This window comes from Martelella mediterranea (genome assembly GCF_021021415.1).
Classification (GTDB): Bacteria; Pseudomonadota; Alphaproteobacteria; order Rhizobiales; family Rhizobiaceae; genus Martelella; species Martelella mediterranea_C.
The window spans coordinates 19,205-45,104 of sequence record NZ_JAINWJ010000052.1; the positions used below are offsets into that span (position 1 = coordinate 19,205).

25 protein-coding genes and 1 pseudogene are annotated in these 25,900 nt (G+C 61.8%); 4 read left to right on the forward strand and 22 right to left on the reverse strand.

The window, feature by feature from the left end; genetic code table 11:
• From K7H91_RS21865 to K7H91_RS21905, 9 genes are all read right to left on the reverse strand, one after another.
• A complete protein-coding gene (locus K7H91_RS21865) occupies positions 1-963 on the reverse strand; it encodes an ABC transporter permease (protein ID WP_419197511.1) in 963 nt (320 codons plus the stop codon).
• 7 nt (positions 964-970) lie between these two features.
• A complete protein-coding gene (locus K7H91_RS21870) occupies positions 971-2,485 on the reverse strand; it encodes a sugar ABC transporter ATP-binding protein (RefSeq protein ID WP_230722323.1) in 1,515 nt (504 codons plus the stop codon).
• A 51-nt stretch (positions 2,486-2,536) separates the two neighbouring features.
• Entirely contained in the window at positions 2,537-3,508 is a 972-nt protein-coding gene (locus tag K7H91_RS21875) for a substrate-binding domain-containing protein (RefSeq protein WP_230722324.1), read from the reverse strand.
• Positions 3,509-3,648: 140 nt separating this feature from the next.
• The gene (locus K7H91_RS21880; RefSeq protein WP_230722325.1) at positions 3,649-4,524 is read right to left on the reverse strand and encodes a MurR/RpiR family transcriptional regulator; all 876 of its coding nucleotides are present in this window, start codon (positions 4,522-4,524) and stop codon (positions 3,649-3,651) included.
• Complete coding sequence (locus K7H91_RS21885; protein ID WP_230722326.1) at positions 4,496-5,359, reverse strand: MBL fold metallo-hydrolase; 864 nt, start codon at positions 5,357-5,359, stop codon at positions 4,496-4,498. The genes K7H91_RS21880 and K7H91_RS21885 overlap by 29 nt, the downstream gene beginning before the upstream one ends.
• On the reverse strand, positions 5,349-6,281 hold the full coding sequence (locus tag K7H91_RS21890) for an NAD(P)-dependent oxidoreductase (protein ID WP_230722327.1): 933 nt from the start codon (positions 6,279-6,281) through the stop codon (positions 5,349-5,351). The genes K7H91_RS21885 and K7H91_RS21890 overlap by 11 nt, the downstream gene beginning before the upstream one ends.
• Positions 6,278-7,231: a shikimate dehydrogenase family protein gene (locus tag K7H91_RS21895; RefSeq protein ID WP_230722328.1), complete on the reverse strand. Its 954-nt coding sequence runs from the start codon at positions 7,229-7,231 to the stop codon at positions 6,278-6,280. Before K7H91_RS21895 ends, K7H91_RS21890 begins: the two co-directional genes overlap by 4 nt.
• Entirely contained in the window at positions 7,228-7,872 is a 645-nt protein-coding gene (locus K7H91_RS21900) for a bifunctional 4-hydroxy-2-oxoglutarate aldolase/2-dehydro-3-deoxy-phosphogluconate aldolase (protein ID WP_230722329.1), read from the reverse strand. The genes K7H91_RS21895 and K7H91_RS21900 overlap by 4 nt, the downstream gene beginning before the upstream one ends.
• Positions 7,873-7,965: 93 nt before the next feature.
• A complete protein-coding gene (locus K7H91_RS21905) occupies positions 7,966-8,592 on the reverse strand; it encodes a glucose-6-phosphate isomerase (protein WP_230722330.1) in 627 nt (208 codons plus the stop codon).
• 226 nt (positions 8,593-8,818) lie between these two features.
• On the opposite strand from K7H91_RS21905, the gene K7H91_RS21910 reads away from it, so the two are divergent.
• Both K7H91_RS21910 and K7H91_RS21915 read left to right on the forward strand, forming a co-directional pair.
• Positions 8,819-10,339, forward strand: coding sequence for a xylulokinase (locus tag K7H91_RS21910; protein ID WP_230722331.1), 1,521 nt, complete (start codon positions 8,819-8,821; stop codon positions 10,337-10,339).
• Between the two features lie 34 nt (positions 10,340-10,373).
• The gene (locus K7H91_RS21915) at positions 10,374-11,126 is read left to right on the forward strand and encodes an SDR family NAD(P)-dependent oxidoreductase (RefSeq protein WP_230722332.1); all 753 of its coding nucleotides are present in this window, start codon (positions 10,374-10,376) and stop codon (positions 11,124-11,126) included.
• Between the two features lie 94 nt (positions 11,127-11,220).
• Here K7H91_RS21915 and K7H91_RS21920 read toward each other — a convergent pair whose 3' ends face one another.
• The 7 genes from K7H91_RS21920 to K7H91_RS21950 all read right to left on the reverse strand — a co-directional run bounded on the left by K7H91_RS21920 (position 11,221) and on the right by K7H91_RS21950 (position 18,452).
• Positions 11,221-11,856 (reverse strand): nucleoside triphosphate hydrolase, encoded by a 636-nt coding sequence (locus K7H91_RS21920; RefSeq protein WP_230722333.1) that lies wholly within the window; start codon positions 11,854-11,856, stop codon positions 11,221-11,223.
• Positions 11,857-11,932: 76 nt separating this feature from the next.
• Complete coding sequence (locus tag K7H91_RS21925) at positions 11,933-12,982, reverse strand: NAD(P)-dependent alcohol dehydrogenase (RefSeq protein ID WP_230722334.1); 1,050 nt, start codon at positions 12,980-12,982, stop codon at positions 11,933-11,935.
• A 46-nt stretch (positions 12,983-13,028) separates the two neighbouring features.
• On the reverse strand, positions 13,029-13,805 hold the full coding sequence (locus tag K7H91_RS21930) for an SDR family NAD(P)-dependent oxidoreductase (RefSeq protein WP_230722335.1): 777 nt from the start codon (positions 13,803-13,805) through the stop codon (positions 13,029-13,031).
• A gap of 24 nt (positions 13,806-13,829) precedes the next feature.
• Complete coding sequence (locus tag K7H91_RS21935) at positions 13,830-14,777, reverse strand: ABC transporter permease (protein WP_230722336.1); 948 nt, start codon at positions 14,775-14,777, stop codon at positions 13,830-13,832.
• Entirely contained in the window at positions 14,774-16,279 is a 1,506-nt protein-coding gene (locus tag K7H91_RS21940) for a sugar ABC transporter ATP-binding protein (protein WP_230722337.1), read from the reverse strand. The genes K7H91_RS21935 and K7H91_RS21940 overlap by 4 nt, the downstream gene beginning before the upstream one ends.
• Positions 16,276-17,283, reverse strand: coding sequence for an ABC transporter permease (locus K7H91_RS21945; RefSeq protein ID WP_230722338.1), 1,008 nt, complete (start codon positions 17,281-17,283; stop codon positions 16,276-16,278). The genes K7H91_RS21940 and K7H91_RS21945 overlap by 4 nt, the downstream gene beginning before the upstream one ends.
• Positions 17,284-17,366: 83 nt before the next feature.
• Entirely contained in the window at positions 17,367-18,452 is a 1,086-nt protein-coding gene (locus K7H91_RS21950) for a sugar ABC transporter substrate-binding protein (protein ID WP_230722339.1), read from the reverse strand.
• Positions 18,453-18,552: 100 nt separating this feature from the next.
• Between K7H91_RS21950 and K7H91_RS21955 the strand changes: the two genes are divergently transcribed.
• On the forward strand, positions 18,553-18,858 hold the full coding sequence (locus K7H91_RS21955; RefSeq protein ID WP_230722340.1) for a hypothetical protein: 306 nt from the start codon (positions 18,553-18,555) through the stop codon (positions 18,856-18,858).
• Between the two features lie 22 nt (positions 18,859-18,880).
• Positions 18,881-19,930, forward strand: coding sequence for a LacI family DNA-binding transcriptional regulator (locus K7H91_RS21960; protein ID WP_230722341.1), 1,050 nt, complete (start codon positions 18,881-18,883; stop codon positions 19,928-19,930).
• Positions 19,931-19,963: 33 nt separating this feature from the next.
• On the opposite strand, the pseudogene K7H91_RS21965 reads toward K7H91_RS21960, so the two are convergent.
• The 6 genes and pseudogenes from K7H91_RS21965 to K7H91_RS21990 all read right to left on the reverse strand — a co-directional run.
• Positions 19,964-20,081 (reverse strand): annotated as a pseudogene (locus K7H91_RS21965) (IS6 family transposase); the annotation flags it as partial.
• A 106-nt stretch (positions 20,082-20,187) separates the two neighbouring features.
• Positions 20,188-21,207, reverse strand: coding sequence for an ABC transporter ATP-binding protein (locus K7H91_RS21970; protein WP_230722342.1), 1,020 nt, complete (start codon positions 21,205-21,207; stop codon positions 20,188-20,190).
• 25 nt (positions 21,208-21,232) lie between these two features.
• Complete coding sequence (locus K7H91_RS21975; protein WP_230722343.1) at positions 21,233-22,720, reverse strand: sulfatase; 1,488 nt, start codon at positions 22,718-22,720, stop codon at positions 21,233-21,235.
• Positions 22,721-22,797: 77 nt separating this feature from the next.
• Complete coding sequence (locus K7H91_RS21980) at positions 22,798-24,111, reverse strand: ABC transporter substrate-binding protein (protein WP_230722344.1); 1,314 nt, start codon at positions 24,109-24,111, stop codon at positions 22,798-22,800.
• Positions 24,112-24,191: 80 nt separating this feature from the next.
• A complete protein-coding gene (locus K7H91_RS21985; protein WP_230722345.1) occupies positions 24,192-25,013 on the reverse strand; it encodes a carbohydrate ABC transporter permease in 822 nt (273 codons plus the stop codon).
• A 1-nt stretch (position 25,014) separates the two neighbouring features.
• A complete protein-coding gene (locus tag K7H91_RS21990; RefSeq protein ID WP_230722346.1) occupies positions 25,015-25,896 on the reverse strand; it encodes a carbohydrate ABC transporter permease in 882 nt (293 codons plus the stop codon).
• Positions 25,897-25,900 lie beyond the last annotated feature (4 nt).

Below are 25,900 nucleotides of genomic sequence, written 5' to 3' on the forward strand. Positions count from 1 at the left end.
TCAACGGCGAAGGGCTGCTGTGCCATACTGCAGAAGCATGGCGATGATGATGATGACGCCCATGAAGACCTGCTGGTGATAGCCGGGCACATGGGCAAGGTTCATGAGGTTCGAGATCACGCCGAGGATGCATACACCGATGAAGGTGTTGATTGCCCCGCCGCGTCCGCCAAGCAGGCTTGCGCCGCCGATCACCACGGCGGCGATCGCATCAAGCTCCGCGCCGACCGAAATGGTGGCCGAGCCGATTCCGGTGCGGCTGGAGGAGATGACGCCCGCCAGCGCCGCCAGAATACCGGAAATGACGTAGACCGAAACCTCATAGCGCGCGATCGAAATGCCCGACAGACGAACGGCCTCCGCGTTGGAGCCAACCGCTTTGACCATGCGGCCGAAGCGGGTATAGGTCAGCACCAGCCCCGCGATCACGAACACAGCCACCATCAGGATTACCGGATAGGGAACGCCGGCAAGGCTGCCGACGCCGAAGCCGGTGATCAAGTCGCCTGCCGAGCCCATGCGGATCGGCTGGCCGTTCGACGCGATCAGCGCCGCGCCGCGCGCGATCGTCATGACCGCAAGCGTGGTAACGAAGGGCGGCAGGCGCAGGAGGGCGACCAGCAGGCCGGATAACAGGCCGCAGGCGGCGCCAACGATGATCACCATGCCGATTGCCGCGCCCGTTCCGTATTGCTGCACGATGATGGCCGATGTCACGCTGCCCAAGGCCGCCACCGAACCGACAGAAAGGTCGATGCCGCGGGTCAGGATCACAAACAGCATGCCGACCGAGATCAGACCGATGCCGGAGACCTGGCGCAACACGTTGAAAAGGTTGCGCTGGCTGAGAAAGACGTCGGACATCGATGTCGCAAAGATCAGCAGCACGACCAGCATCAGCGCGGGGCCGATGCTGTGGAGAAGCGCCGAGAACCGGGCAATGGGAGAGGTTTTTTCTTGTATCATCGGCTCACACGGTCGTTTGGGCAGGCGCGACACCTTGAGCAGCGCCCGACATCGCGAGTTTGAGGAGGTTTTCTTCTGAAAAGTCGTCCGGGAACAATTCACCGGTCATCACGCCTTCGCGCATCACCAGGATGCGATCGCAAAGTCCGAACAGTTCGTGGTGCTCCGAGGATACCACCAGCACCGCCCGGCCTTCGGCGGCGAGTTGCTTGATCAACGCGTAGATTTCGGATTTGGCGCCGACATCGACGCCGCGCGTTGGCTCGTCGAAGATCAGCAATTCCACATCGGCGTGAAACCATTTGGCCAGCACGACCTTTTGCTGATTGCCGCCCGACAGGCTGGAAACCGGCGCATCCGGGCCGTCGGATTTGAGGCGGATGCGGCGGGCGAGTTCCAGCACCGTATCACGCTCCGCCTTGCGGCGGATGATCCCAAGCGCCGTGGTGAGCGGCGACAGCCGCGCCATCGTGGCGTTGACCCGGATCGCCATGTCGAGCAGCACGCCCTGATCCTTGCGGCTTTCCGGCGCAAGCCCGATGCCGGCGGCAACCGCGTCCTTCGGCTGGCCGAGCCGGAGGCGCTTGCCCTTCATGTAGATTGCGCCGCTATCGTGCCGGTCGGCGCCATAGATCAGCCGAACCAGTTCGGTGCGGCCGGCGCCCACAAGGCCGCCAATGCCGACAATTTCGCCGGCGTGAACGGAGAAATTCGCGTCGGAGACAGCGCCAGTCCGGCCGAGGCCTTCGACGCGCAGGATCTCCTCGCCCACCGGGCGCTCAACATCGGCGCCGAAAAGATCGGACAGCGGGCGGCCCACCATCATGCGGATCAGCCCGTCGGTATCGACATCGCCGCGCTCGACGGTCGCGACGCTTGCGCCATCCTTCAGAACGGTCATCCGATCGGAAATCTGCATGACCTCATCGAGCCGGTGGGAAATGTATATGATCGAAACGCCGCGGTCGCGCAGTTCTCCGATAATGGCAAGCAGACGCTGTGCATCCTGCACCGAAAGCACGGCCGTCGGTTCATCGAAAACCATGACGCGTGCCTTCTTCGACAGCGCCTTGGCGATCTCGACGATCTGCTGATGGGCAACCGAGAGCGACCCGGCCCGGGCATCCGGCCTGATATCAAACCCGAGATCGGCGATCAGCTTCGCCGCCCGTTTGTTGATATCGCCCCACCGGATGAAGCCCGGAAGCTCGCCCAGAAAAATGTTCTCGGCGACTGTGAGGTCGCCCGCAAGCGCCATCTCCTGGTGGATGATGGTGATGCCTTTTTCGATGGCATCCTGCGGACGGCTGAAGTGAACCGTCTCGCCATCAATCGCGATCTCGCCATGGGTCGGTATGTGCTCACCGCCCAGAACGCGGATGAGCGTGGATTTTCCCGCTCCGTTTTCACCCAGCAACGCGTGAATCTCGCCCGTCCGGAGCGTGAAGTCCACCCCCTCGAGCGCCTTCAGTCCGCCGAAGTGTTTGTGAATACCGTTGAGCGCAACGACATCCGTCATCACTTTCCCCTTCACGTGGCCGGAGGGCGGAGACCGCCCTCCGGAGCGAACTCAGAATACCGAGTTTTCGTCGTAATACTGGTCGACATTGTCCTGGGTGATGGCGGCCGGCGTGGTATAGGTCACCTTCGGCGTATTTTCATCCAGCGAACCGTCAATGGCCTGCTTGGCGATATCGACGGCGGTGGTGGCGACGACGCGCGGGCTGTTGAGGCCGGTGGCGCCATATTCGCCTTCCTTGATCAGTTCGAGCGCCTCGCGCTGGCCGTCGGCGGCCGCAACCAGCAGCACATCGTTTTCCAGCCCCTGGGCGCGCAGGGCATTGCGGGCGCCAAGCAGCATGGAATCGTTTTCGCCGAGCACGACATTGACGTCCGGATTGGCCGTCAGGATGTCTTCCATGGCGGTGAGGCCACCCTCATTGCCCCAGTTGCCCCAGCCCTGGCCGACGATTTCGAAGCTCGCCTTGCCGCCATTGCGCAGTTGGCCTTCAATCAGGCCGGCGAGCACGCCGAGACGACGCTCCTGGCCGACTTCATTGCCCTGATCGCCGGAAAGTAACGCGATCTTCAGGTCCTCGCCCTTGGTCTGGTCGGCGAGCCACTGGCCGACGAGCTGGCCGTTCTGGGTATTGGACGACTGCACCAGGGTGACGATATTGGCCGACGGATCGATGGTGGAGTCGATCGCGATCACTTTGACGCCGGCGGCGGCGGCGGCGTTAACGGCAGGTACAAGGCCCTGGCTGTCGCGCACATTGATGATCAGTGCATCAACGCCCTGCGCGACCATATCCTCGACATCGGCAACCTGCTTGTTGAGGTCATCGCCGGCATCGGCCGACACGGTCTTGCAGCCGATTTCCTCGGCATATTCACGAGCATACTGCTCCTGGGCGGCAAAGTAGGGCGCGCCGAGCGTCTTCATCGAAATGCCGATCAGGCAGTCGTCCTGCGCCTGTGCGGAACCGGCAAGCGCAGCCATGGCCGCAGTCGCCAAAAGAGCGAGATTGAACGTCTTCATTGATTTCCTCCTGACATAAAGGGCCCCGTCCTCACGGCGCTCCCATATATGTAGTTAAATTACATAAATTCGGCATCGTCAAGCGGATGCGCTACATATTCGAGGAAATTATGGGCAAATTGGCTAGTAAAACTACCAAATCAATCGATTCTGCCGCTCCGAAGCCGCGCAAGGGTGGCCTTCATCTGACGCAGGCGCTCATGATGCGCGCCATCGCGCCGCAGGCTGACCGCGGTTGCCAGGATGTCGATGACGACGAGGTGGGAAAGCCTTGATACTGTGGGCGTGTAGAGGTCTGTATTTTCAAGCGTTTCGACCATGAGCACGACGTCGCAATGCTCGAGCATGGAGGTTTCGTGCCCCGTGAGCGCGATCGTGCTTGCGCCCCGCGCGCGCGCAACCATCAGCGCCTCGCGAACCTCACGGGTGTTACCGGTGTTGGAAATAGCAACCGCGACATCGCCGGCACCCAGCATGTCGGCGGTCATGAACATCTGGTGGGCATCAGTCGGCGCGCCGCAGGGACAGCCAAACAGCGGAAATTTCTGCTGCGCGTCCAGCGCGACGATACCGGAAGCACCGACGCCGAAGAACTCGATTCTCCTGGCGTCCGAGAGCAGCTTCACCGCTGCTTCGACATGCTCGGCTTTCAGCCGGCCCTGCGCCCAGTTCAGATTGGAAAGATTGTAGTCGAACACCTTGGTGATGATGGTCGCCAGATCGTCCTCCGACGATATCGCCGTATGCGAGGTGGTGCGGGCGAAGGCGAGCGAACGGGCAAGCCAGGCGCGCATGTCGCGATATCCCTTGCACCCGATCGCCGTGCAGAAGCGAATGACGGTCGGCTCGCTGACGCCTGCCGCTTCGGCAAGGTTGGCGAGCGTCATGTTCACCGCCTCGGCAGGACGATCGAGGACGATATCGGCAACCCTGCTGTCTGACTTCCGCAGTCCGGGTTTGGCGCGGACGATCAACTCCAGCAGGTTGTCATCCGTGTGGGATGCCCTCTGATCCATGGCGTGCTCCTTCGTGGCCGGGCACGATCCGGAGCGTCTTCCCAAGGGCGGGCTTCACGATGGCGGGGCGAGGCGTCACCCGCGCGGCCGCGTCGATTTTCTGCGGATCGAGCGTGTTGAACGCGAACATACCAAAATGATGCGGCACGAGGTAGGGGGTATGGCGGGCAAGCGCAACCGCCTCGTCCAGGTGGAAGTTGCCCGGAATGCCAGCAGCCAGGCGCCTGGCATCGCGGCCGTTCACCGGCAGCAGCGCAATATCAGGCGCGAAGGCGGCAAGGGCGGCGTCGAGCCCCTCGAACGGAATGCTGTCGCCCGAATGGTAAATCCTGAGCCGCCCGGAAGCGATGCCGTAACCAAGGAAGACATGACGCCCCGCTTCGTCACGCTCCAGGGCTTCGTGCGCGGCGGGGAAGACGGTCAGTTCCAACCCTGGCAGCGGCTCGAACACCTCGCCGGCATCGACCGGCACGAGATTGGCCCCCTCGCCTATCCGCTCGCGGGCAACGCTTGCGCGCGCCGCCGGAACAACGAAGGCAAGGTCGGGAAAGCGTGCGGCGAGCGGCGCGAGCGTTCCGGGATCCATATGATCGGTATGGGCGTGGGTAACCAACACCAGATCCGGGCGCGGCAGGTCCTCCACAAGGATCGGCGGCGCAGCCATGCGCTTGTGATCATTCTTGGCGCCGGCATATTTCATCGCCAGGGAATCCGAAAGATAGGGATCGATCAGGACCCGGTGTGCGCCGGTCTCGATCCAGAACCCCGCCTGGCCGAGCCAGAAAAGCCCCGGCGATCCTCTCTGCGGAAATCCCGAAACCGCTTCAAGCCTCATGATGAACCAGAACCTCCAGAAGTCCGGCGACCGCGCCCTGCGTCGCGCGCGCGACCGATTCCACCGTAAAGCCGCCGATATGGCTCGTCAGCATCACCCGGGGATGGCGCAGAAGCGGCGTCAGCTCCGGCGGCTCGCGGTCGAAGGCATCGGTGGCATAGGCGGCAACCTGCCCGCTTTCGAGTGCGGCCATCATGGCATCGGGCGCTATCAGCTTCTCACGCGCGGTATTGACGATGACCACGCCCGGCGCAAGCCGTTCGATCTCGCCAGCGCCAATGATCGGCTCCGCCTGCGCGGGAACATGCAGACTGACGATCTCGGCGTCGAGAAGCGCCGCGTTGAGATCGCAGCGTCGAAAGGCCGGATGGACGAGACGATCGTCCGGCGCAAAGGGATCGTAACCGCGCACATTGGCGCCAAGCGCGAGGCAGAACTCCGCAAACGCGACGCCGATCGCGCCAAGACCGACCACGGCAACTTCGGCCCCATGAATTTCGCGTCCGATCCGGCGCGGCCAGTGACCCGCCGCCACGCCCATATGCGTGGGAACGAGATCCCTGAGCCCGGCAAGCGCAAAGGCCAGCGCCAATTCTGCAACGCCGCGGGCATTTGCGCCGGCGGCGCGCTGGACGGCGATGCCCCTCGCCTCGATTTCCGGCATCGGCAAATTATCGACCCCGGTGCCGTTGCGGCTGATGACCCGAAGATCGCGCGCCGCTTCGATGACGGCGGGCGAAACCGCCTCGACGCCAGCAAGCCAGCCAACGCAGCCGGCAATGTTTTCGATCAGATCAGCCTCTCCCGGCATCTTGCCCGGAGTCGGGCAGACGAGTTCAAAGCCTGCCCGCGTGAGCGGGGTAAGCTCCGGATGATCGCCCTTCGACAGCGACCGGGGCGTGATCAGAATGCGTCCGCTCATGACCGCCCTGTCGCCTCCGCCGCAATGCGCGAAATTTCTTCGAAAGAGGGGCCGGAGACCGGTATCTCGATATCGAAAACCTCGGCGATCACCTGCGTCCAGCCGTGGATGAAATAGGTCCAGCCATCCTCGATCTGCAGCTTCTTCCCATCCCGCTCCGCATTTGCCTGGTCGAGAAAGATCAGGTCGCCGCGATAATTGAGTTCCCAGACAATTCCGTTTTGCGGAAACTGCGCGGCATCGGAAAGCGGCGAGCCCGGTGCATCCTTGCCAAGTCCCGTGGCGTTGATGACGAGACTGCCGGCGGGAAGCGCTGCAAGGATCGCGTCGTTTGCCGCAGGCTCCGGCGCAAGGTGATATTCGCAGACAACCCCGGTATCGATTTCCTCGTGAATCTCGCGGATATGGTCGAGGCGCGCGGCCGAGCGGTTGGAGACGATGATCCGAGAGGGACGGTTTTCGCCGCGTGCGCGCTGCATCAGGTGCCAGGTCAACGCGATCGTCGAACCGCCAGCGCCCATCGAAAACACAGCAGCGCCGGTTCTGGCGAAATGATCCGGCGGCAGGAAGCCATCGAGGGCGAGGCCGGAGGAGATCGGATCCTTGGCATCGCATATCAGCTTGCCGTCGCGCTTGGAAAGGCAGCTTGTCTCGCTCATCAGCCGGGCATGAGGCCCGATCTCGTCAAACATGTCTCTGGCTGCGGCATAAAGGTCGAGCTTGTGGGTCGTGACCAGCGCGCCGAGCGAAAGCGGATCATTCTTGATGAAATCGACCACGGCGCGATAATTCTCGACGCTGTCATGCGGGACGAGGTCGATACCCGCAATGTCGGCGTCGATCCCGAGATGACGCGCCCATTTCGGAAAAACCTTCATGATCGAAGATTTCCCCGTGGTGACGCCGATGAAGTAAAAGGTCGGCCGCGTAGCTGGCTTGAGCTCGATCATGCTTTTCTCAGTTCCTTGACGCTGGCCACTGCCGCCCGGGCGTTTTCGGTGATCGTGTTCCAGTTGCCGGCGGCGATGTCAGCCTTGGTGGCAATCCAGGTCCCGCCAACGGCGCGCACTTCGCCGAGCGCCAGCCAATCGCCGAGATTGGAAAGGCTCACCCCGCCGGTCGGATTGAAACCGATGCCTGTGTGTTTGTAGGGCGCGGCGATGTTCTTCAGCATGTTCGGCCCGCCGGCGGGCGTTGCCGGAAAGAACTTGACCATGCGGCAACCGGCCTTCAGCGCCAGTTGCAATTCGCTCGGCGTCATGATGCCGGGGGCGAAGGGCAGACCTCGGCGTTTCGCGTGGGCCAGGATGTCGGCATCGATCCCGGGAGAGAGCGCAAACTTGGCGCCGGCGTCGCTGGCGGCATTCACCTGCTCTTCCGTGATAACAGTGCCCGCGCCGAGATACATGTCGGGCCGCGCCTTCGCGATGGCGGCGATCGCCGCACGCGCGGCATCGGTGCGAAAGGTAATTTCGGCGACCGGCAACCCACCGGCAATCAGGGCATCAGCGAGCGGCAATGCATCCTTGGCATCATCGATCGCAATCACCGGCACAACGCCATAGCCCGAGAGGGTTTCGAAAATATCCATGATTTCTCCCGTTCGTACCTTCCACTTCTTCAGCGGAAGGGAATGCAGTCTGATTTGCGCAATACCGGCAGGGGTCTCCCTGCCGGGGCTGCCTCATTGCTGGTCGGCGGTCGCAAGGATGCGGCGCACTTCTGCTTCGGTTCTCGGCCGGTAGTTGGGGTTGCGGATCGCCTTCCAGCCATCGCCATCGGCGACGATACGCGTCTCCATGCCGCCGGACTTGGCGATGATGCCGTAGTCCTGGCCGGAATCGCAGGGATAGCAGAAGCTCAGCACCAGCGGTTCGGTGCCGATATTGACGGTGCGATGGATCCACATAGGCGGCACATAGACGAGGACGCAAGGATCGAGCGGCAGGATTTTCGTTTCTCCCTCGGGCGATTCCAGCAGCATCAACCCCGATCCGCTTTCGCCATAATAGGTCTCCGGTCGGTTGGCGACGGCGTGAATATGGCCGCGCGTGACGAAGAACTCATTGCCGATCCGTCCCGGTTCCATAAAGGTCGTACCGAAGATAAGATCGCCATGATCCTGGCGAGGCCGCGCCTCGTGAACGGTGTAGACGACATCATCGCCGCGCCGTGCGCATTCGGCCTCATAGGCGGCGGTGTCGAGATAGATTCCGGAAAGCTCCGACAGCTTCTTTTCATAGCGGCCGGTGGCACCTGTCATCACGCCGCTCAGCGGGTCGATGACGTGCGACGTCGGGGTCTGATACATGTCACTCCTCAAGGTAGTTAAGCTACATATAGAACCAAATTTGCTGCCGATGAAAGGGGTAAAAGGGCAAAACATCGCCATTTCTCGTAAATTTTCTACGATATTCGTCGCACAAATGTAGTTTAATTACATTTTCGGCTTGAAACTGCGGCCTAGCTGCCGCATGCTCCAAAGCATATAAAAGAGCCGGCCGGGCACGCGTCAGGGCCGACCTTCGGAGGAATCAATGCGCGATCTCTATGAGGAATCAATGCGCGATCTCTATCTTGCAATCGACGTCGGCACCGGCGGGCTTCGCAGTGCGCTGGTGGACAGGACCGGTCGCATCCTCGCCTTCAGCCATAAGGAGCACGAACAGATCGTGCCGCGCTTCGGCTGGTCCGAACAACGCCCCGCTGACTGGTGGGAAGGCACCTGCGCGACGATCGGCGAGGTGCTGGAGAAGGTCGATAACGCCGCCGACCGCGTTGCCGCCATCTGCGCCTGCGGACAGATGCACGGCTCGGTACTGATTGATGATGACGGCAATCTGACCCGTGAGGCGGCGCTGCTTTGGAACGACAAGCGCAACGTCGCGCTCGTCGAGGCCTTCGCGAAAACGATCAGTAACGAGAAGGCGCTGGCGCTTGCCGCCAACCTGCCCGCGCCCGCATGGCCCGCCTTCAAGCTAGCGTGGATCGCTAAGAACGACCCCGAGGCCTTTGCCAGAAGCGCGACGTTGCTGATGCCGAAGGACTGGATCAATTTCCGCCTCACCGGCAGACGCGCCCAGGATATCACCGAGGCCTCGCTGAGCTTCCTGATGGACTGGCGGTCCCGGCAATGGTCGGACGAGCTCTGCGCGATGACGGGCGTTCCCCGTGCGCTCCTGCCCGAATTGCTGACGCCTTCGGACGTGCTCGGCCCGCTGCTGCCCGATGTCGCGGCAGAGCTTGGCCTTTCCCCAGACATTCCCGTCCTCGTGGGGGCCGGCGATTACCCGATGGCGCTTCTGGGATCGGGCGTTATCGGACCGGGCATGGGCTCGGATGTCACCGGTACGTCGTCAATCATCACCGTGACCATCGACAAGCCGCTGCTCGATCCCGAAATCTCGAATGTCATCAGCGCGGACGGAACCTGGGGCGCGATGACCCTGCTCGATGCCGGCGGAGATGCCGTGCGCTGGGCCAGACGGGCCTTCCACAACAATGAACGCAGCTATGCCAGCGTCGCCGAAGACGCCGAGAAGGCGGAGGCAGGCGCGAACGGCCTGTTCTTCCTGCCCTATCTCAGCGGCGAGCGGTTTGCGAGAAAACGCAACTCCCGCGCCCAGTTCTTCGGGCTCAAGGCCGAGCACGGGCTGGCAGAGCTGCACCGCGCGGTGCTTGAGGGCGTCGCCTTTTCCGTGCGCCAGAAGCTGGAACGGATCGAAGACCTCGGCGGCAAGCCGGACCGTATCGTCGCGGCCAGCGGCGGCGCGAAGAACGCGCTCTGGCTGCAGATCAAGGCCAGCATGTACGACGTGCCCTATCTCGTGCCCGAGGAACTCGAATGCGGCGTTATGGGCGCGGCTGTGCTGATGGCCGCCGGAAGCGGGAATGAAGGCGGCCTTGGCGAGGCGGCGGCGAAAATGATCCGCTATACCGGCGAGATCATGCCGGATCCTGCCGAACGCGACCTCTACGACCGGATGATGCCGATCTACAATCGACTCTATGACAATGCTCAGCACATCTATGACGATCTCGACGCTCTGATGAATTGATGAATGCGCGTTTTCGCGCGGAAAGGCAAAACAGATGGACGCCCACCTGCAACCATTCGCTCCGGAATTTCTCGCCGGCAAACATGTCATCGTCGCCGGCGGCACCAGCGGCATCGGCCTTGCGATCGCGCAGGGTTTCGCCGCCCTTGGCGCCTCGGTGACAGCGTGCGGGTCCTCATCCGCGCGCCTTAAGGCGGCGAAGGCCTCTGCCCCGGACATCACGTTCGCGCAGCTCGACGTGAAGGACCGGGCGGCGGTTGCCGCCTTCATGGCCGCGCAGGAAACGATCGATATCCTGATCAATGCCCAGGGCATCGCCCGGCCGGAAGCGGAATGGGAGGCTGAGACGTTTGACGAGGTGGTCGACGTCAACATGACCTCCGCATTCGGCCTGACAATGGCGGCGCTGCCGAAACTCAAGGCGAGCAAGGGATCGGTGATCCTCGTCGCTTCCATGCTGAGCTATCTCGCCGATGTCGAGGTGCCGGCCTATACCGCTTCCAAGACCGGCATCATGGGACTGGCGCGGGCGCTTGCGCACCGCTTCGGCCCTGACGGCATTCGCGTCAACGCGGTTGCGCCCGGCTACCACCGTACAGACATGACCAGGGCGCTCTGGAGCAATCCGCCGTCCGAAAAGGTCATCGCCGACCGCGCGGCGCTGAAGCGCTGGGGCGAAGCCGAGGATCTCGTCGGTCCGATCGTGTTCCTGTGCAGCGACGCCGCCGCCTTCGTCACCGGCGTGACGCTACCCGTCGACGGCGGATTTCATACCGGGACATTCTAGAGCACAGTTGAGAAAAGATCGGGTCCGCATTTCGCAGGAATGCGGACCCGATAGACCTCCCATGCTTGATGCATCCGGCGAATATCCCGAATACCTACGTTTGAAACACGATATCCGCGGCACGGCTGCTCTCGATGACCGTCTTCGCATTGGGGAGGTCGTTTTGATGCGCCTTGGCGTGGGCGGCCTCCGGCGTAAAGCCCATGTCCGTCCAGCGCTGCAAAAGCCGGCGTTCCAGAACGTCAAACGGAACATCGAGACTGATGGTAAGGTCAAAAATATCGCGGAGATCACGCCAGCCGGGCGCGTCAAGCAGCAGATAATTGCCCTCCACCACCAACAGCGGAATCGAATTGGGAACGGCGCGCGCCCCTGCCCGGGAAATCTCCAGGTTGCGGTCGAACAGCGGAACGATGACCTCGTCCTCTTCATTGGCGCTGAGGCGGCGAAGCATCACCCCCAGACCGCCGACATCAAAGGTATAGGGCGCGCCCTTGCGAGACAGAGTTTCCCGCGCTTTCAACAATCCGTCGTCAAGGTGGAACCCGTCCATCGGGATGACAGCGGCCGAACCCGGCAGCTGCCGATTGAGGTGCTCAACGAGGTCTTCGGCCAGTGTGGATTTACCGCTGCCCGGCGCCCCGGCGATCGCGACGAGACGGCGCGCGCCTCCTTGCAAGGCGGCAAGCGCATCGAGAAGGTCCTCGACCCTGGTTATCGTCTTCGGCAATGGTCCCTCCCGCGACGCATTTCATGCCGCGCATTCTCGCGGACATCAGCCCGATGCGCCCGACAGCGAAACACCCTTAACCCGTCGCGCCCTTATCGACAATGATCTGGATCTTGATGTCCGCTGGACGCCCCTCGGCGGCGCGCTCGAAGGCGGCGATGCTCTCTTCGAAGGGATAGGTTGTCGAGACGAGAGGTTTCAGATCGACCTTGCCGGAAGCAATCAGCTCAAGCGCCCGGTCGAACACATTGGCATAGCGGAACACGGTTTCGACCCGGATTTCCTTGGCGATGGCGTTGTTCACATTGAAAGGCACGCGGTCCGGCGGCAGGCCGACGAGCACCAGCGCCCCGCCGGGACGGACGGCCTTGATCATGTCGTCGTAGACGCGCGGATTGCCCGACGCCTCGAACACGACATCGGCGCCCCAACCATCCGTCTGGGCCGAGACGAAAGCGGCGAGGTCCTCGTTGGCCACGTTGACCGGCGCGATGCCGGGATAGCCGGCTGCGATCGCCAGCTTGGCGTCGGAAATATCCGAGATGATGACCTTGGCGCAGCCGCCGGCAAGAGCTGCAAGCGCGACCATGATCCCGATCGTTCCCGATCCGATGACGACGGCGACGTCGCCCGGCTTAATCCGCGCGCGGGCTGCCGCCTGCATGCCGATGGCAAAGGGCTCGACGAGCGCGCCTTCGGCAAAGTTTACATTGTCGGCAAGTCGATAGGTGAAGGCTGCGGGATGAACCGTGTAGGGCGCCAGAATGCCGTGATCGGGCGGCGTCGCCCAAAATCGGACCGAAGGGTCGACGTTGTAGATGCCGAGCTTGGAAGCGCGCGAGGAAAGATCCGGGATGCCCGGCTCCATGCAGACCCGGTCGCCGACCTTGAGGTTCTTCACATTCGCGCCGACTTCGACCACGGTGCCCGAGCCCTCATGCCCCAGCACCATCGGTTCGCGCACGATATAATCGCCTATGCGGCCATGGGTATAATAGTGAACATCGCTGCCGCAGACGCCCACGGTGTGAACCGCGATCCGGACATCGTCCGGGCCAGGCTCGTTCGGCAGATCAATATCGCGAAGGGCAAGTTCGCCCTTTCGTTCAAGAACAAGTGCACGCATGTTTTCCTCCAGTCGCGGTTTCCAGAAGCGGTTGGCGCGCGCCGCGCTAGACCGTCATCTTCATGCCGCCATCGACATAATAGGTCGAGCCGACGGAGTAGCTCGCGCGATCGGAGCACAGGAAGACGTAGAAATCGGCAAGCTCCGCGGGCGAGCAGAACCGCTTGATCGGAGCGTGCTCGTCGGCAACCTCCTGAAGATAGGCCTGCCAGTCACCGCCCTTGTCCGCCGTCAGTTCGCGCGCGGTCTTTTCCCAGTCGGGCGTCTGCACCAAGCCAGGATTGACGCAGTTGACGCGGATATTCTTGCCGACCACCTCGGTTGCGAGCGTGCGCGAGAACATCATCAGCGCGGCCTTGGTCACGTTATAGATCGGCTCGTACCAGAGCGGCTGGACGGCGCAGATCGATCCGGTGTTGAGCACGATGCCGCCGCCCTTCTTCTCCATCTGCGGCACCAGACCGCGCGAAAGCCGGATCGCCGCCATGACGTGGAGATCCCAATAAGCCTGCCACTTCTCGTCGGGGGCTTCCATGATGGTTTCGTTGGAGCCGGTTCCGGCATTGTTGATCAGAATATCGGCGCCGCCGGCTTCTTCAGCGACGGCAACCACGGCCGCAACGCCTTCTTCCGTCGCGACATCGCCGACGGCGGGAATTGCCAGTTCGCCTATCCGCTCGCAAGCTTCCTGCACCTTGTCAGCCCGACGGCCGTTGACCAGGACGCGTACGCCCTCGGCGGCCAGCCCTTCTGCCACGGCAAGTCCGATGCCCGCCGAAGCGCCGGTGATGACGGCGACCTTGCCCTTGAGATTGAGATTCATTTCTTACTCCAGAATGCTTGAATGCTATTTGACGACCTGAAGAAGGCCACGATTGAGGGTCAGCGCGATCGCGCAGATAAGAACCGTGCCGAACAAGATTTGCTGCGCGAAGGCGTCAACGCCCATAAAGGTCATGCCGATGCGCATGACGATGACGATCAGCGTGCCGATCACCGTGTGCGCGACGCCGCCAGTGCCGCCCGTGATCGCGGTCCCGCCCACCAGAACGGCCGCGATTGCCGGCAGAAGAAGCTGTTCGGCGCCCGACGGATTGCCACTGGTCATTCGCGCTGCAAGCAATGCGCCGCCGGCGGCTGCGAAGGCGCCGGCGATGGTGAATGCGATGAGCTTACTGCGGCCGACATGGATGCCGGAGGCGCGCACAGCACTTTCATTGGCGCCGATTGCCCGGATCGCCCGGCCGAACTTGGTGTAACGCTGAATATAGACCCCGATCAGCCCAATCACCGCGCCGATCAGGATGATGTTCGGAATGCCGAAGGTGGTGCCGATAACCGGCGTCAGCACGTAGCGGTATTCGCCCGCGATCGTCACCGTGCGCGACGAGGAAATGAACAACGCCAGGCCGGACACAACGCCGCCAGTGGCAAGCGTCGCGATGAAGGACGGCACGCGCAGGACCACATGCACGACGCCCGACATCAGCCCCGCCGCAGCCCCGGCAAGGATAGCAACCGGGAACGCGGCATAGGACAGGGATGGGATCGTCAACGCCACGATCACACCGCCAAGGGAGGCGACGGCGGGCACCGAGAGGTCGATCGATCCCAACAGGATGACGAAGGAAAGCCCTGCCGCCAAAGTAAACAGAACCACCGAATCCGCCAGGATCACCAGAATTGTGCTGCCGCGGAAAAAGCCCGGCGAAGTTATGATGATCAGCACTGTCATAATGATGAGGAACAGCGTCGGCGCTGCGGCAAGAAGTTGCCGTCGAGACAGGATGCTCATACCATATGCTCCACAATGCGTGTCTGGGAGGGTTTGTCGTCGGCAGGCGCCGCGATCTCCGCCTGCATCCGGCCGTCGCGCATCACCATAACGCGATGCGACAGGCCGATGGTCTCGGCCAGCGTGTCCGCCAGAAGCAGGATCGCGAAGCCTTCCTCGCACAGATCACGGATGAGGCTGAAGACCTCGTGCTTGGCCCCGACATCGACGCCGCGCGTCGGATGATCGAGGATGAGAATGCGCGATCGCGCATTCAGCCATTTCGCGATCACGACCTTCTGCTGGTTGCCGCCGGAAAGCGAGCGGATCGGCGCTTCCGGTCCCGGCGCGCGAATGTTGAGCCGCTCGATCCAGCGCCTCGCAAGCCCGGTTTCCTTCGCTCGGTTCAGCCCGAGCGAGCCGACCACGCTGTCGAGATTGGCAAGGGAGATATTTTCCGAGATCGGCAGCATGGGTACCATGCCTTCGGTCGCGCGCTCGGACGGCACGAAACCGATGCCGAGCTTCACAGCCACGGACGGGTCGGTAACATCGACCTTTCTGCCCTGGACCCATATCTCGCCGGTCTCCGCGCGTTCCATGCCGAACACGGAACGCACCAGCGCCTCACGGCCTGAACCGATGACGCCGGCAATTCCCAGCACCTCGCCCTCATGCAGCGTAAGGTCGATGTCTTGGAATTCCTTGCCACGGCCAAGCTTCTTCAGCTCGAGCGCAACCGTTTCGCGCGGTGGGAACTGCCTGTCCTCAAGGTAGAAATTGTGCTCGAGGGCACGGCCGACCATGATCTCGTGCAGTTTGGTCTCGTGCGCTTCGCCCACCGGTATTTCGGCCACCACCTCGGCATCCTTCATGACATAGATGCGGTCCGATATCTCCAGAACCTCATCCAGCCGGTGCGAGACGAAGATGAAGCTTGCCCGGCTTTTGAGCGCGCGGATGCGGGCGAACAGCACGTCGATTTCGGCCTGTTCCAGCACGGATGTCGGCTCATCGAGCAGAATCACCAGCCGCTCCGTATTGCGCTCCTCAAGGGTCAGCGCCTTGGCAAGCTCCACCATCTGGCGCTGGGCGAAACTCAGCTCGCCTGCAATCATCGCCGGATTGATATCGAGCTCGACCTTTTCAAGGTTGCGCTGGGCTGCCTTGCGCATGGCGGCGTGGTCAACCAGGCCATATTTCATGAACCGCCATTCCTGGCCGAGATAGATGTTTTCGGCCACCGACAGCGTCAGGATCAGCGACTGCTCCTGATAGACCATGGCAATGCCCGCGGCATTGGCATCGAGCGGGCCGGAAAACTGTACCGGCTTGCCGTCAATCGTGTAATCGCCCGATGTCGGCCGCGCGCCGCCGGACAGAATGCGCATCAGCGTCGATTTGCCGGCACCATTCTCGCCGACCAGACCGATGACCTCGCCGGGGCGGATCTCGATGCTGGCGCGGGCGATCGCGGTGACAGGACCGTAGGTTTTGGTAATGTTTTCAAGGCGGATGGTCATTTGCAGATTCCCTCCCGCTTGCGCGCGGTCGACGATGCGACAGCGATGATGATCAGCGCGCCGAGTACGGCCTGCTGCAGATAGGGCGGCACGCCGAGAAGGATCATGCCATTGCTTAGAACCGTGACGAGCAAGACGCCGAGGACAGAGTTCAAGACCCCGCCGACGCCGCCGCTGAGGCTGGTACCGCCGAGCACGACGGCCGTGATCGTGGTGAACAGACGGCCCTCGCCGATATCGACATTGCCCTGGCCGAGCTGGGCTACCGCAAGGGCTGCCGCCAGGCCATAGAACGCGCCGGCGATCGCGAACACCATTGCCCGGGTGCGCAGGATGGGCAGCCCGGCCATCACCGCAATCGCCTCATTGCCACCGATCGCCATCACATGCCGGCCGAACCGGGTGCGCGCCTGCACCAGAGCGGCAAGCGCGATGATCAGGATCGTGATCCAGACGGACAGCGGAAGGCCGAGAATACGGGTCACGATCAGCGTGCGGATATCGGCATTGCGAACCGCAATGGTTCCGCCGCCGAGGAGCAGCGTCGCAAGTCCCGCGGAGACGAACCACATGCCGAGCGTGACCATGAAGGAAGGAATGCGCAGGAGCGTATGGAGAAGACCTGAAACCGCTCCGGTCGCGAACCCGACGAAGACTGCCGCCAAAACAGCCATCACGCTACCGAAAGGTCCGGGGTCGAACCGCAGAACCATCGCCGCGATGGTCGCCGAAAGCGCGATCACGCCCTGCACCGAAAGGTCGATGCTGCCCATCAGGATGACGAATGTCGCACCCACGGAAAGCAGCACCGGTATGGCGGAGAGTGTTGCCAGACGCCCCATATTGGCGCCACTCAGGAACAGCGGATTGTAGATCGAGATCGCGGCGACCGCGACGATCAGGGCGATGAAGGTCGGAGCCAGACGCGCGAGCGGCGAACTGGAATGCGGCCATCCCAGCCGGCGCCACAAAGGCCTCGCCTGTCCAGCGGCTTCGGTAGCCATACAGAGAACTCCCTGAACCTGAAATTCTTAAGTGAGAAAAGAGAGCCGCGCCCGACAAGGGCGGACGCGGCATCGAGCAGATGTCAGGACTGCTCGATAGGCCCGGCGTAACGGGACCAGAGATCGTCCACATCAAGCTCGGGTTCTGCGACGAAATTGGCCTCGAAGAACTCGGCGGCGTTGCCGTCGTCGACCACCACGCCCTCGGCGTAGAATTCGCGCTTGTCCTTGCCGAGCGTCTCGACGTCAACCTTGCCGAGGCGGGCCATGAGCGGGAGCGCAAGGCCATAGGAGCCCTGCCAGAAGGGGTCCCAGGAGACCGTCGTCACCAGTTCTCCATCAACCACCGCCTGCACCGCGGTCTCGATGCCGTCGATGCCCGAAATCGCGACCTGGCCGGACATCGCGTTCATGCGCAGCGCTTCGAGCGCGCCGATGGCCATGTCGTCATTGGCGCACCAGATCCCCTGGAACTTCGAGGGGAAGCGCGTCAGCCAAGTATTGACGATGTCATAGGCCTTGGAAGCCTGCCAGTCGCCGACCTGGTAGTCGAGGAGCTCGACGTCGGGCGCGGCCTTGACCGCTTCCTCGAGGCCGGCGCGACGCTGGATCGCGACCGTGTTCGACAGGATGCCGCCAAGCGCCAGCAGGCCGCCCTTGCCGCCCATGGCCTCAATGACCTTCTCCGCAGTCACACGGCCATACTGTTCGCCGTTGAAGCTCATATGGGCCACGTAATTGGGCCCGACATCCCACGGGTGCAGATCAGCAGGCTTGTTCCACTGGGTAAAGACGTGGGCACCGGCATCGACGCAGGCTTCGACGATCGGGCGCGCGTCGGCAGCATCATTGGGGTCGACATTGACCACCGCGTTGCCGCCTGTGCGTGCCAGGATGCCGCGGATGTCGGCCACGCCCTTTTCACTGTCGCCCTCGGTGACGAGCGTCACATAGTCGAGGCCGACGGATTTGGCATAGGCTTCGCCGCCGGCATTCCAAGCAGCATGATAGGGATTGGAAAGCGAACGGATGGAATTTACCAGAAGCGGCTTTTCAGCGCCTTGCGCGAAAACCTGGCGTGCGAACGGAACCGTGGCCAGCACGCCCGCCGATGCGAGCGAGCCCAAGAATGCGCGACGAGTCGGCGCGAGACGAGAAAGCGGTGTCATGATATCCTCCCAAATGGCACTTGACTTGCTATTCATTGTGCATGACTAACTATGCATAGTCATTTATAAGCGTCAACGGGAAATTTCCGGGAGTCGATTTTTGGCAGGCAAAGTAAGCAAGTACGGCTTGATGCCGCCGCTTCTGGATGTCGGCAAACGGTCGGCATCACGTGGCGAATATCTGGAATACGACGCGAAACGGATGATCAACAGCCACAGCATGCCATCTGCCACCGAGGCGCGCTTCATTCGTGGTCCCGGAAGCATCCGCCACCGGCACGGGGCGGTTACGGATCAGTTGCAAACGCTGTTGGCGTTCGGATATGCAGGTACGGTAGACAGGGGTCGCGGGTCACCGGAGGCGCAAGCGTTGCGAGCGTCCTCCGCTGCCAACCAACGCGACTGAACCCAATTTGAGGAGAACCCATTTGCGGAAACGATACGCATCATCGACCGATGTTGCCAGGCGTGCCGGCGTTTCGCAATCGACGGTCTCCCGGACGTTTCGCGGCGACATCCATGTCTCGAACGAGGTTCGGGCCCGGGTGGAGGCGGCGGCCGAGGAACTCGGTTACAGACCCAACCTTCTCCCCCGGATCATGCTGACCCAGCAATCCAAGATTGTGGCGCTCGTTTTTGGCGGGTTGCACAACCCCTTCTATTCCCGCGTGCTGGAACATTTTACCGAACGACTGCAGGAAATCGGCTGTCAGGTGATGCTGTGCCACGTCGATAGCGACGATGCGCTTGATGCCGTCGTGCCACGTCTTTCCGGTTATCGCGTCGATGCCGTGGTCTCGGCGCTTTCGGTGATGACGGAGGCCGCCTCGCGGCAACTGACAGATCTCGGCGTGCCGGTGATCTCGTTCAACACCCATCTGCGCCGCAAGGGCCTCTACACCATAAGCTGTGACAATGTTCTGGCCGGCAGGCAGGTGGCCCGACATCTGATTGAGCAGGGCGCATCCCGGCTCGGCTACATGGGCGGACCGACCAACAACCCGGCCAATGCCGATCGCTGCCGCGGCTTTGCCGAAGAGGCTCAGAAGCAAGGCTTCAATCCGGTGATATCGAATGACGAATTCAGCTTCGCGGGCGGCGCGCGCCAGGCCCTCCGGGTGTTCGCCAGCGAGAACCCGCCGGACGGCGTATTCTGCGGAGACGATCTGATCGCCATGGGCGCGATCGATGCGCTCTGGAAAACGCCGACGCTTCACGCTCCGGCGACATTGCGGATTGTCGGTTTCGACGATATTCCGCAGGCCACGTGGGCGCCCTACGACCTTTCCACCATGCGCCAGGACGAGGAAAATATGGTCGCCTGCGCGATCTCGATACTCGAAAATTTGTATTCCGATGTGCCCATGCCAGAATCCGGCGAGTTTCCGGTTCTCGGAGAACTGGTCGTACGCTCTTCATCCGCTTCGGGCCTGTTGCTACCGCCGCTCACAGGCGGTATCAACTCAAGGCGCAATTGATCCAGCGGACTCGTCGTGGAATGGATCGTCCAGCAGCCAGCAGTCCTCGACCATTCGTAGGCTAAGAGGAAACCGGAAATAGAGCCACACAGCGTGGGCAATGACTTCAGGGGGAAGCGATGCGGCGAAATCGTGGATCACGGTCTGTCATAACCCGTAATTCGCGCACCAAGTACCACATTCCGTGAAGTTGACGATTCCCACCAGGCCCTTCTCGGCTAGGCAAAGTTAATGTGACAACACCCGTCTTTCGGCCTTCAATCGATTTTTTGCAACAGAGCCTCCATGCGAACGCCATTACAGAAAACGTGAAAGCTTGCGGGATCGGCATCCAGCGAAACCTCCTGGTCGCGCAGTTCGGGACCAGCCCGGTCTGTGCGCACCACCGCGTCGTTTCCGTCATCCAGCACAACGTGGACCAGGGTGTCGGACCCGAGCTGCTCCAGGAGACGAACCTTGCCGTGCCATCGCCCTTGTCCTGTCACGATGCGCAGGTCTTCGGGACGCACGCCCAGAAGGTCGCCACCTGCCTCTTTAGCCTGTTCGTCTTGGAAAAAATTGATCCTGGGCGATCCGATGAAACCGGCAACGAACGGTGTCGCCGGGCGATCGTAAAGGTCGAGCGGACTGCCGACCTGTTCGATACTGCCGGCGTTCATCACCACGATCTGGTCGGCCATGGTCATTGCCTCGACCTGATCATGTGTCACATAGATCATGGTCGCATCGATCTCGCGATGCAATTCCATCAGTTCGACGCGCATCTGGCTGCGCAGCGCGGCGTCGAGATTGGATAGCGGCTCGTCGAATAGAAAGATATCAGGATCGCGCACGATCGACCGCCCGATCGCGACCCGCTGGCGCTGTCCGCCCGAAAGTTCGGCAGGTTTACGGTCCAGAAGCGGCTCAAGCTGCAGGATACGCGCCGCGCGCGCCACCTTTTCATCGATTTCGGCTTTCGGGGTCTTGGCCAGGCGCAGCCCGAAGCTGACATTGTCGCGCACGGTCATGTGCGGATAGAGCGCATAAGATTGGAACACCATGGCGATGCCGCGTTTAGAAGGCGCCAGCTCCGTCACATCACGGCCACCGATTTCAAGCCGGCCTTCGCTAAACTTTTCCAAGCCTGCAACCATCCTGAGCAGTGTGGACTTGCCACAGCCGGACGGCCCGATAAGCACTGTGAAAGATCCGTCCTCGATCTCAAGTGAGAGATCGGGGATGACCACGCTTGCTCCGAACGCCTTCTTCGCGTTTTTGAGACTGACATGTGACATGGAAACTGCTCCCTCTGACCCGTATTCAGAAATCGGCGACGCGCTCGGGCCCGATCCCGGTGACGAGCATCATCTCGGAGAAAGCCCGTTCGGTCAGGCGGGCCCGAAGTGCCGCGTGATCAGGATCGTTCCACAGGTCAACAAACTCGTCGGGGTCCGTCTCAAGGTCGAAAAGCTCGCCCTCACCGACATCGTGATAGATGTTCAGCTTATAGCGCCCGTCGAAATACATGCTCCCGCGCGATCCGCGACTGCCCGGGAAGCTGATCGCATCCCAGAATTCGCTCAGAACGCGATCCTTGTGGGTATTGAGCGGCGCTTTCCCGGTCAGCAGCGGGAACAACGACTTGCCCTGATCCTGATACATCCGCGGTACTTTAGCCGCATCGCAGAGGGTCGCAGGCAGATCAACCAGTTCAACCAGCGCATCCGAAATGCCTGCAACCGTGCGTCCAGGCCACGAAATCAACATCGGCACATGCACCAGCCCCTCGTAAAAGCGGCATCCCTTGTAGAGGAGTCCGTGGTCGCCCAGCATCTCACCGTGGTCGGACATGAACAGAACCAGCGTATCGCGGTCCTGCCCGGTTTCCTTAAGCGTCCGGAGAAGCGCGCCCACCATGTCGTCGATCAGTTCGATCATCGCGAAATAGGCGACCTTGATCTTGCGAGCATCATAGCTGTCGGGCGGCGTGTCGTGGCTTTCGCGCCCTTCCGGCACCGCGGTACCGGCACCGGTTTGCGGAACGATGCGCGGATCGACCGGGTTCACTGTCTGCTGATCCACGTCGCGGAACCGCTTGTGGTGCTCCAGGTCGCTCTCGCGGAACGCCGGCATCGGCACGGCGGCCGGATCGATGCGGTCGACATATTCGGCCGGCGGATCGAACGGTGGATGCGGATCGAACAGGTTGATCGACAGGAACCAGGGCTTGTCCTTGTGGGCGTTGATGAACCGGCGTGCACGCTCGCCCGCCCAGGTGGTCTGGTGATACTCGCTCGGCACGCCCTCTGTCAGCGCCTCGCCGACGAACGAGTAGGCTTCATCGGGATCGACGCCCCGCTCGATCAGCCAGTTGTGATAATCATGAGCCTTCTTTACCTCCGGCGTGGCGTGCTTTTCGGGGTAAGGATACTGGCTCCAGTAAAACTCTTCATAGCCGTCATCGGCGCGTTTTTCGATTCGGTTCTGGGCCGCGGCAAGATGCAGCTTGCCGATAAGTCCGGTGTGATAGCCGGCATCGCGGAACACGTGCGGCAACAGTTCCAGCCCGTCAGGAAAGGCATCGCAGCCATTGCGCTGCACCTTGTGAGCTGCGGGATACATGCCGGTCAGAAAGGTTGCGCGGCTCGGCGTGCAGATCGGGCTTTGCGTGTAGGTATTGCGGAAAGCGACGCCATCCTTCCCGAGACTGTCGATATTCGGCGTCCGCAGTCCCTTGAAGCCAAGCGCCGAGATCGTGTCCCAGCGCTGCTGGTCGGTGCAGATCCAGAGGATATTTGGTTGTGTCATGAACGGTCTCTCCTTGGTTCCCCGCCAGCGGCGGGGAAGAAAGTTGCATTTGGATTCTGGATCTGGCGAAGGCCCTATCAGGGCAGCAGGCGCGCCCGTCGGAAGGTCCGTTCCATGTCACTATTGGCGGCATTGAGCGCGTCTTCGGCACTGGATTGGCCGGTGACGACTTCCTGCAGCGCGATGCCGACACGATCGGCCGCGGGACGGAATTCGGCGATCGGCAATCGGTAGAACGGATCGGCCGCCGCGAGCGTATCCCGATAGGCCTGCGTGAAGCTGCCAGCGCCGAAGTCGTAGCCGTGGCTCTCGATGAAGGCTGGGTCTTCCCACACCGAATTGCGGGTAACCGCAACGAAGGACGAGTTGCTGGCGATATCGAGCATATTGTCAGTGCCGGTCGCCCAGATCAGGAAGGCCGCGGCGGCTTCCTTATTGCGCGAGGCGGCGTTGACGCCATAGGCCTGGCTGGTGAACGGCGCGAAAGTGCCTGCCGGACCGCCCGGAGGAACGGCAAAACCGAGCTTGCCCGATACCTTGGACAATTCGGGATCGAGGATGCGGCCCGCAAGCGGCGCGCCCTCGATCGTCATGGCGATATTGCCCTGCTGCATGGCGATGACAACCTCGTCATAGCTGGCGGAGACCGATCCGGGTATCGCATGCTCGTTCATCAGTTCGGCATAATATTCAGCCGCCTCGATGGCCTCGGGCGAGTTGATCGCGGGGGTCAGGTCGTCCGGCCATGAGGTGACATAGGAGCCGCCCATGCCCTTGAGGATCTGGGTCCAGTACCAGATGTTTTCCGAGGTCGAGGGTTTGCCGCGCATGGCGGTGCAGGTGATGTCCACCTTCTCCTCGATCGTCCGGCACTGCTCCATCATTTCCGCGAATGTCTCGGGCGGACCGTCCAGCCCGGCCTCCTCGAAGATATCCGGACGCCAGTAGAGCATCTGCGTTGCCGCGAAATGGGGCAATGCATAGATTTCGCCGTCAATGGTATTGGCTTCGATGGTGGCCGGCAGGAAGTCGTCGATATCGACATCGCCGGCAGCCTCAATGTAGGGGTTCAGCGGCTCTAGCAGCCCTGCCGGCGCAAAGCGCACGACCTCGGAGGCTTCCACGAATACCAGGTCATAGGCCGGCGAGCGCGACGACAACTCGACCGTGACCTTCTGAATGCCCTGCGTCAGCGAAAAAAGATCGAACTGGACTTCCGCCCCCGTCATTTCGGTGAATTCCGCGGCACGCTTCTGCAGCTCGATTTCCCAGGGCTGCTGGGTGCCCAGAACGCGCAGGGTGACGCCTTCGAATGGCTTGTCCTGCGCTGCGGCCCCTCCGGCGCTGGCCGCCAATACGGCAATGGCTGCAATTGCTGTTAGCTGTTTCATGATAGTCCTCCCTTTTGGATAATGATGAAAAATGCTCTCAGTCGAGCGATGGTCACTCTTCCTCCTGCGCGATTGCGCCCTCATCCCTTCACGCCTCCGGCCGTGGTCTGGACGAGATATTTGCGAATGAGCACGGCGAAGCACAGAACAGGCAGCAGTATCAGCGTGCCCGCTGCGGCAACCTTGCCCCACTCGGTCCCCTCGTAAGCCATGTAATTGAGGATGGAGACGGCTGCGGTTCGCGCCTCGACCCGCGTCAGGATCAGGGCGAACAGGAACTCGTTCCAAGCGAAGATGAACACAAGGATCGCGGTCGATGCGATGCCGGGCGCCGCCAGCGGGATCGCAATCCTGGTCAGCACCTGAAAACGGTTGGCGCCGTCGACGATGCCGGCCTCCTCGATCTCGCGCGGCACCGCATCGAAGAACGGGATCACGATCCAGATCGCGAGAGGGATGGTGAAAACCGAATTGATCAGGATCAGACCGGAATATGTGTCGATCAGCCCCACCTGGCTGTAGGCCATGTAGTATGGGATGACGTAGATCATCCCCGGCGCGGCGCGAACGATCAGAACCCAGGACAGCAGCCCCGCACGCCGTCCGCCGGTCAGATGAGACAGGCCGTAGGCTGCCGGCACCGCGAACAGGATCGATATCAGCACCGTGCCGGAGGAGACGATGATAGAGTTCATGAATGCATGCGTGAAGGCCTGGTCGGTCAACACCGCCGCATAATTGGCAAGGGTAAGCGAGGCGATCAGACGCGGGGGCTGGCTGAAAATCTCGAGCTGCGACTTGAACGATGTCGACAGCATCCAGATCACCGGCGCCAGCAGGAACAGGGCGAAGATATAGGTAACTGCGTAGCAGAAGATCTTTTCGGGGCGGCTCAGATGCATATCAGGCGCCTTTCGAAGTGGATTTGGCGATCTGCACCAGGAACGGCGTGCACAGCGTCATCATGACCAGAAAGAACATCACGATGATCGAGGCCGCGTAGTCGATCTGCAAATAATCGAAGCCGGTGACATAGGCGTAGAAGTTGATCGGTGATGTCGCCCCGGCAGGTCCGCCCCCGGTCAGCACGAAAATGATCGGGAAAATCGCGAGCGCCTCGAGAATGCGGAACACCATGACGGTTCTGATGATCGGCATGATTGTCGGCACCGAAATGAAACGATGGCACTGCATCCATGTCGCGCCGTCGATCGTGGCGGATTCGTATTGATCCTTGCTGATGGTTTCGAGGCCGGACAGGAGCAACAATGCCACGAAGGGCGTGCCGACCCAGGTTGAGGCCGCGATCACCACCCCAAGCGCCGTGAGCGGCATGCTGAGCAGATCCGCCTCCAGGCTCGCGCCGGTGAGCGCCGCCAGATAGCTCAGTCCGCCGGCGCCGGGAATGACGAAGAGCTTCCAGACCAGGCCGCTGACCGCCGGCGGAATCACAGCAGGCAGCAGGAACAGCAGCCGCATCCAGCGCGTACCCGTCAGCTTTTCGCGCAGCGCGATGGCAAGCGTCAGACCGAACAAAATCTGCAGGGCGACCGGAATGAAAATCAGCGCCGCCGTTACCTTGAGCGAATTGAGAAATCGCGAGTCGGAAAACAGGGAGATGTAATTATAGAAGCCCTGATATTCGGGCGCCGCGCCTGAGGTGACGTCCAGATAGAACAGGCTGATAATGAAGGTGATGATCAGCGGCACGACCGTGATCGTCCCCAGAAGCAGGAACGTCGGGGCGACATAGGCACCGTAACCGTTAAATCCACGTGTAGTCATCTTT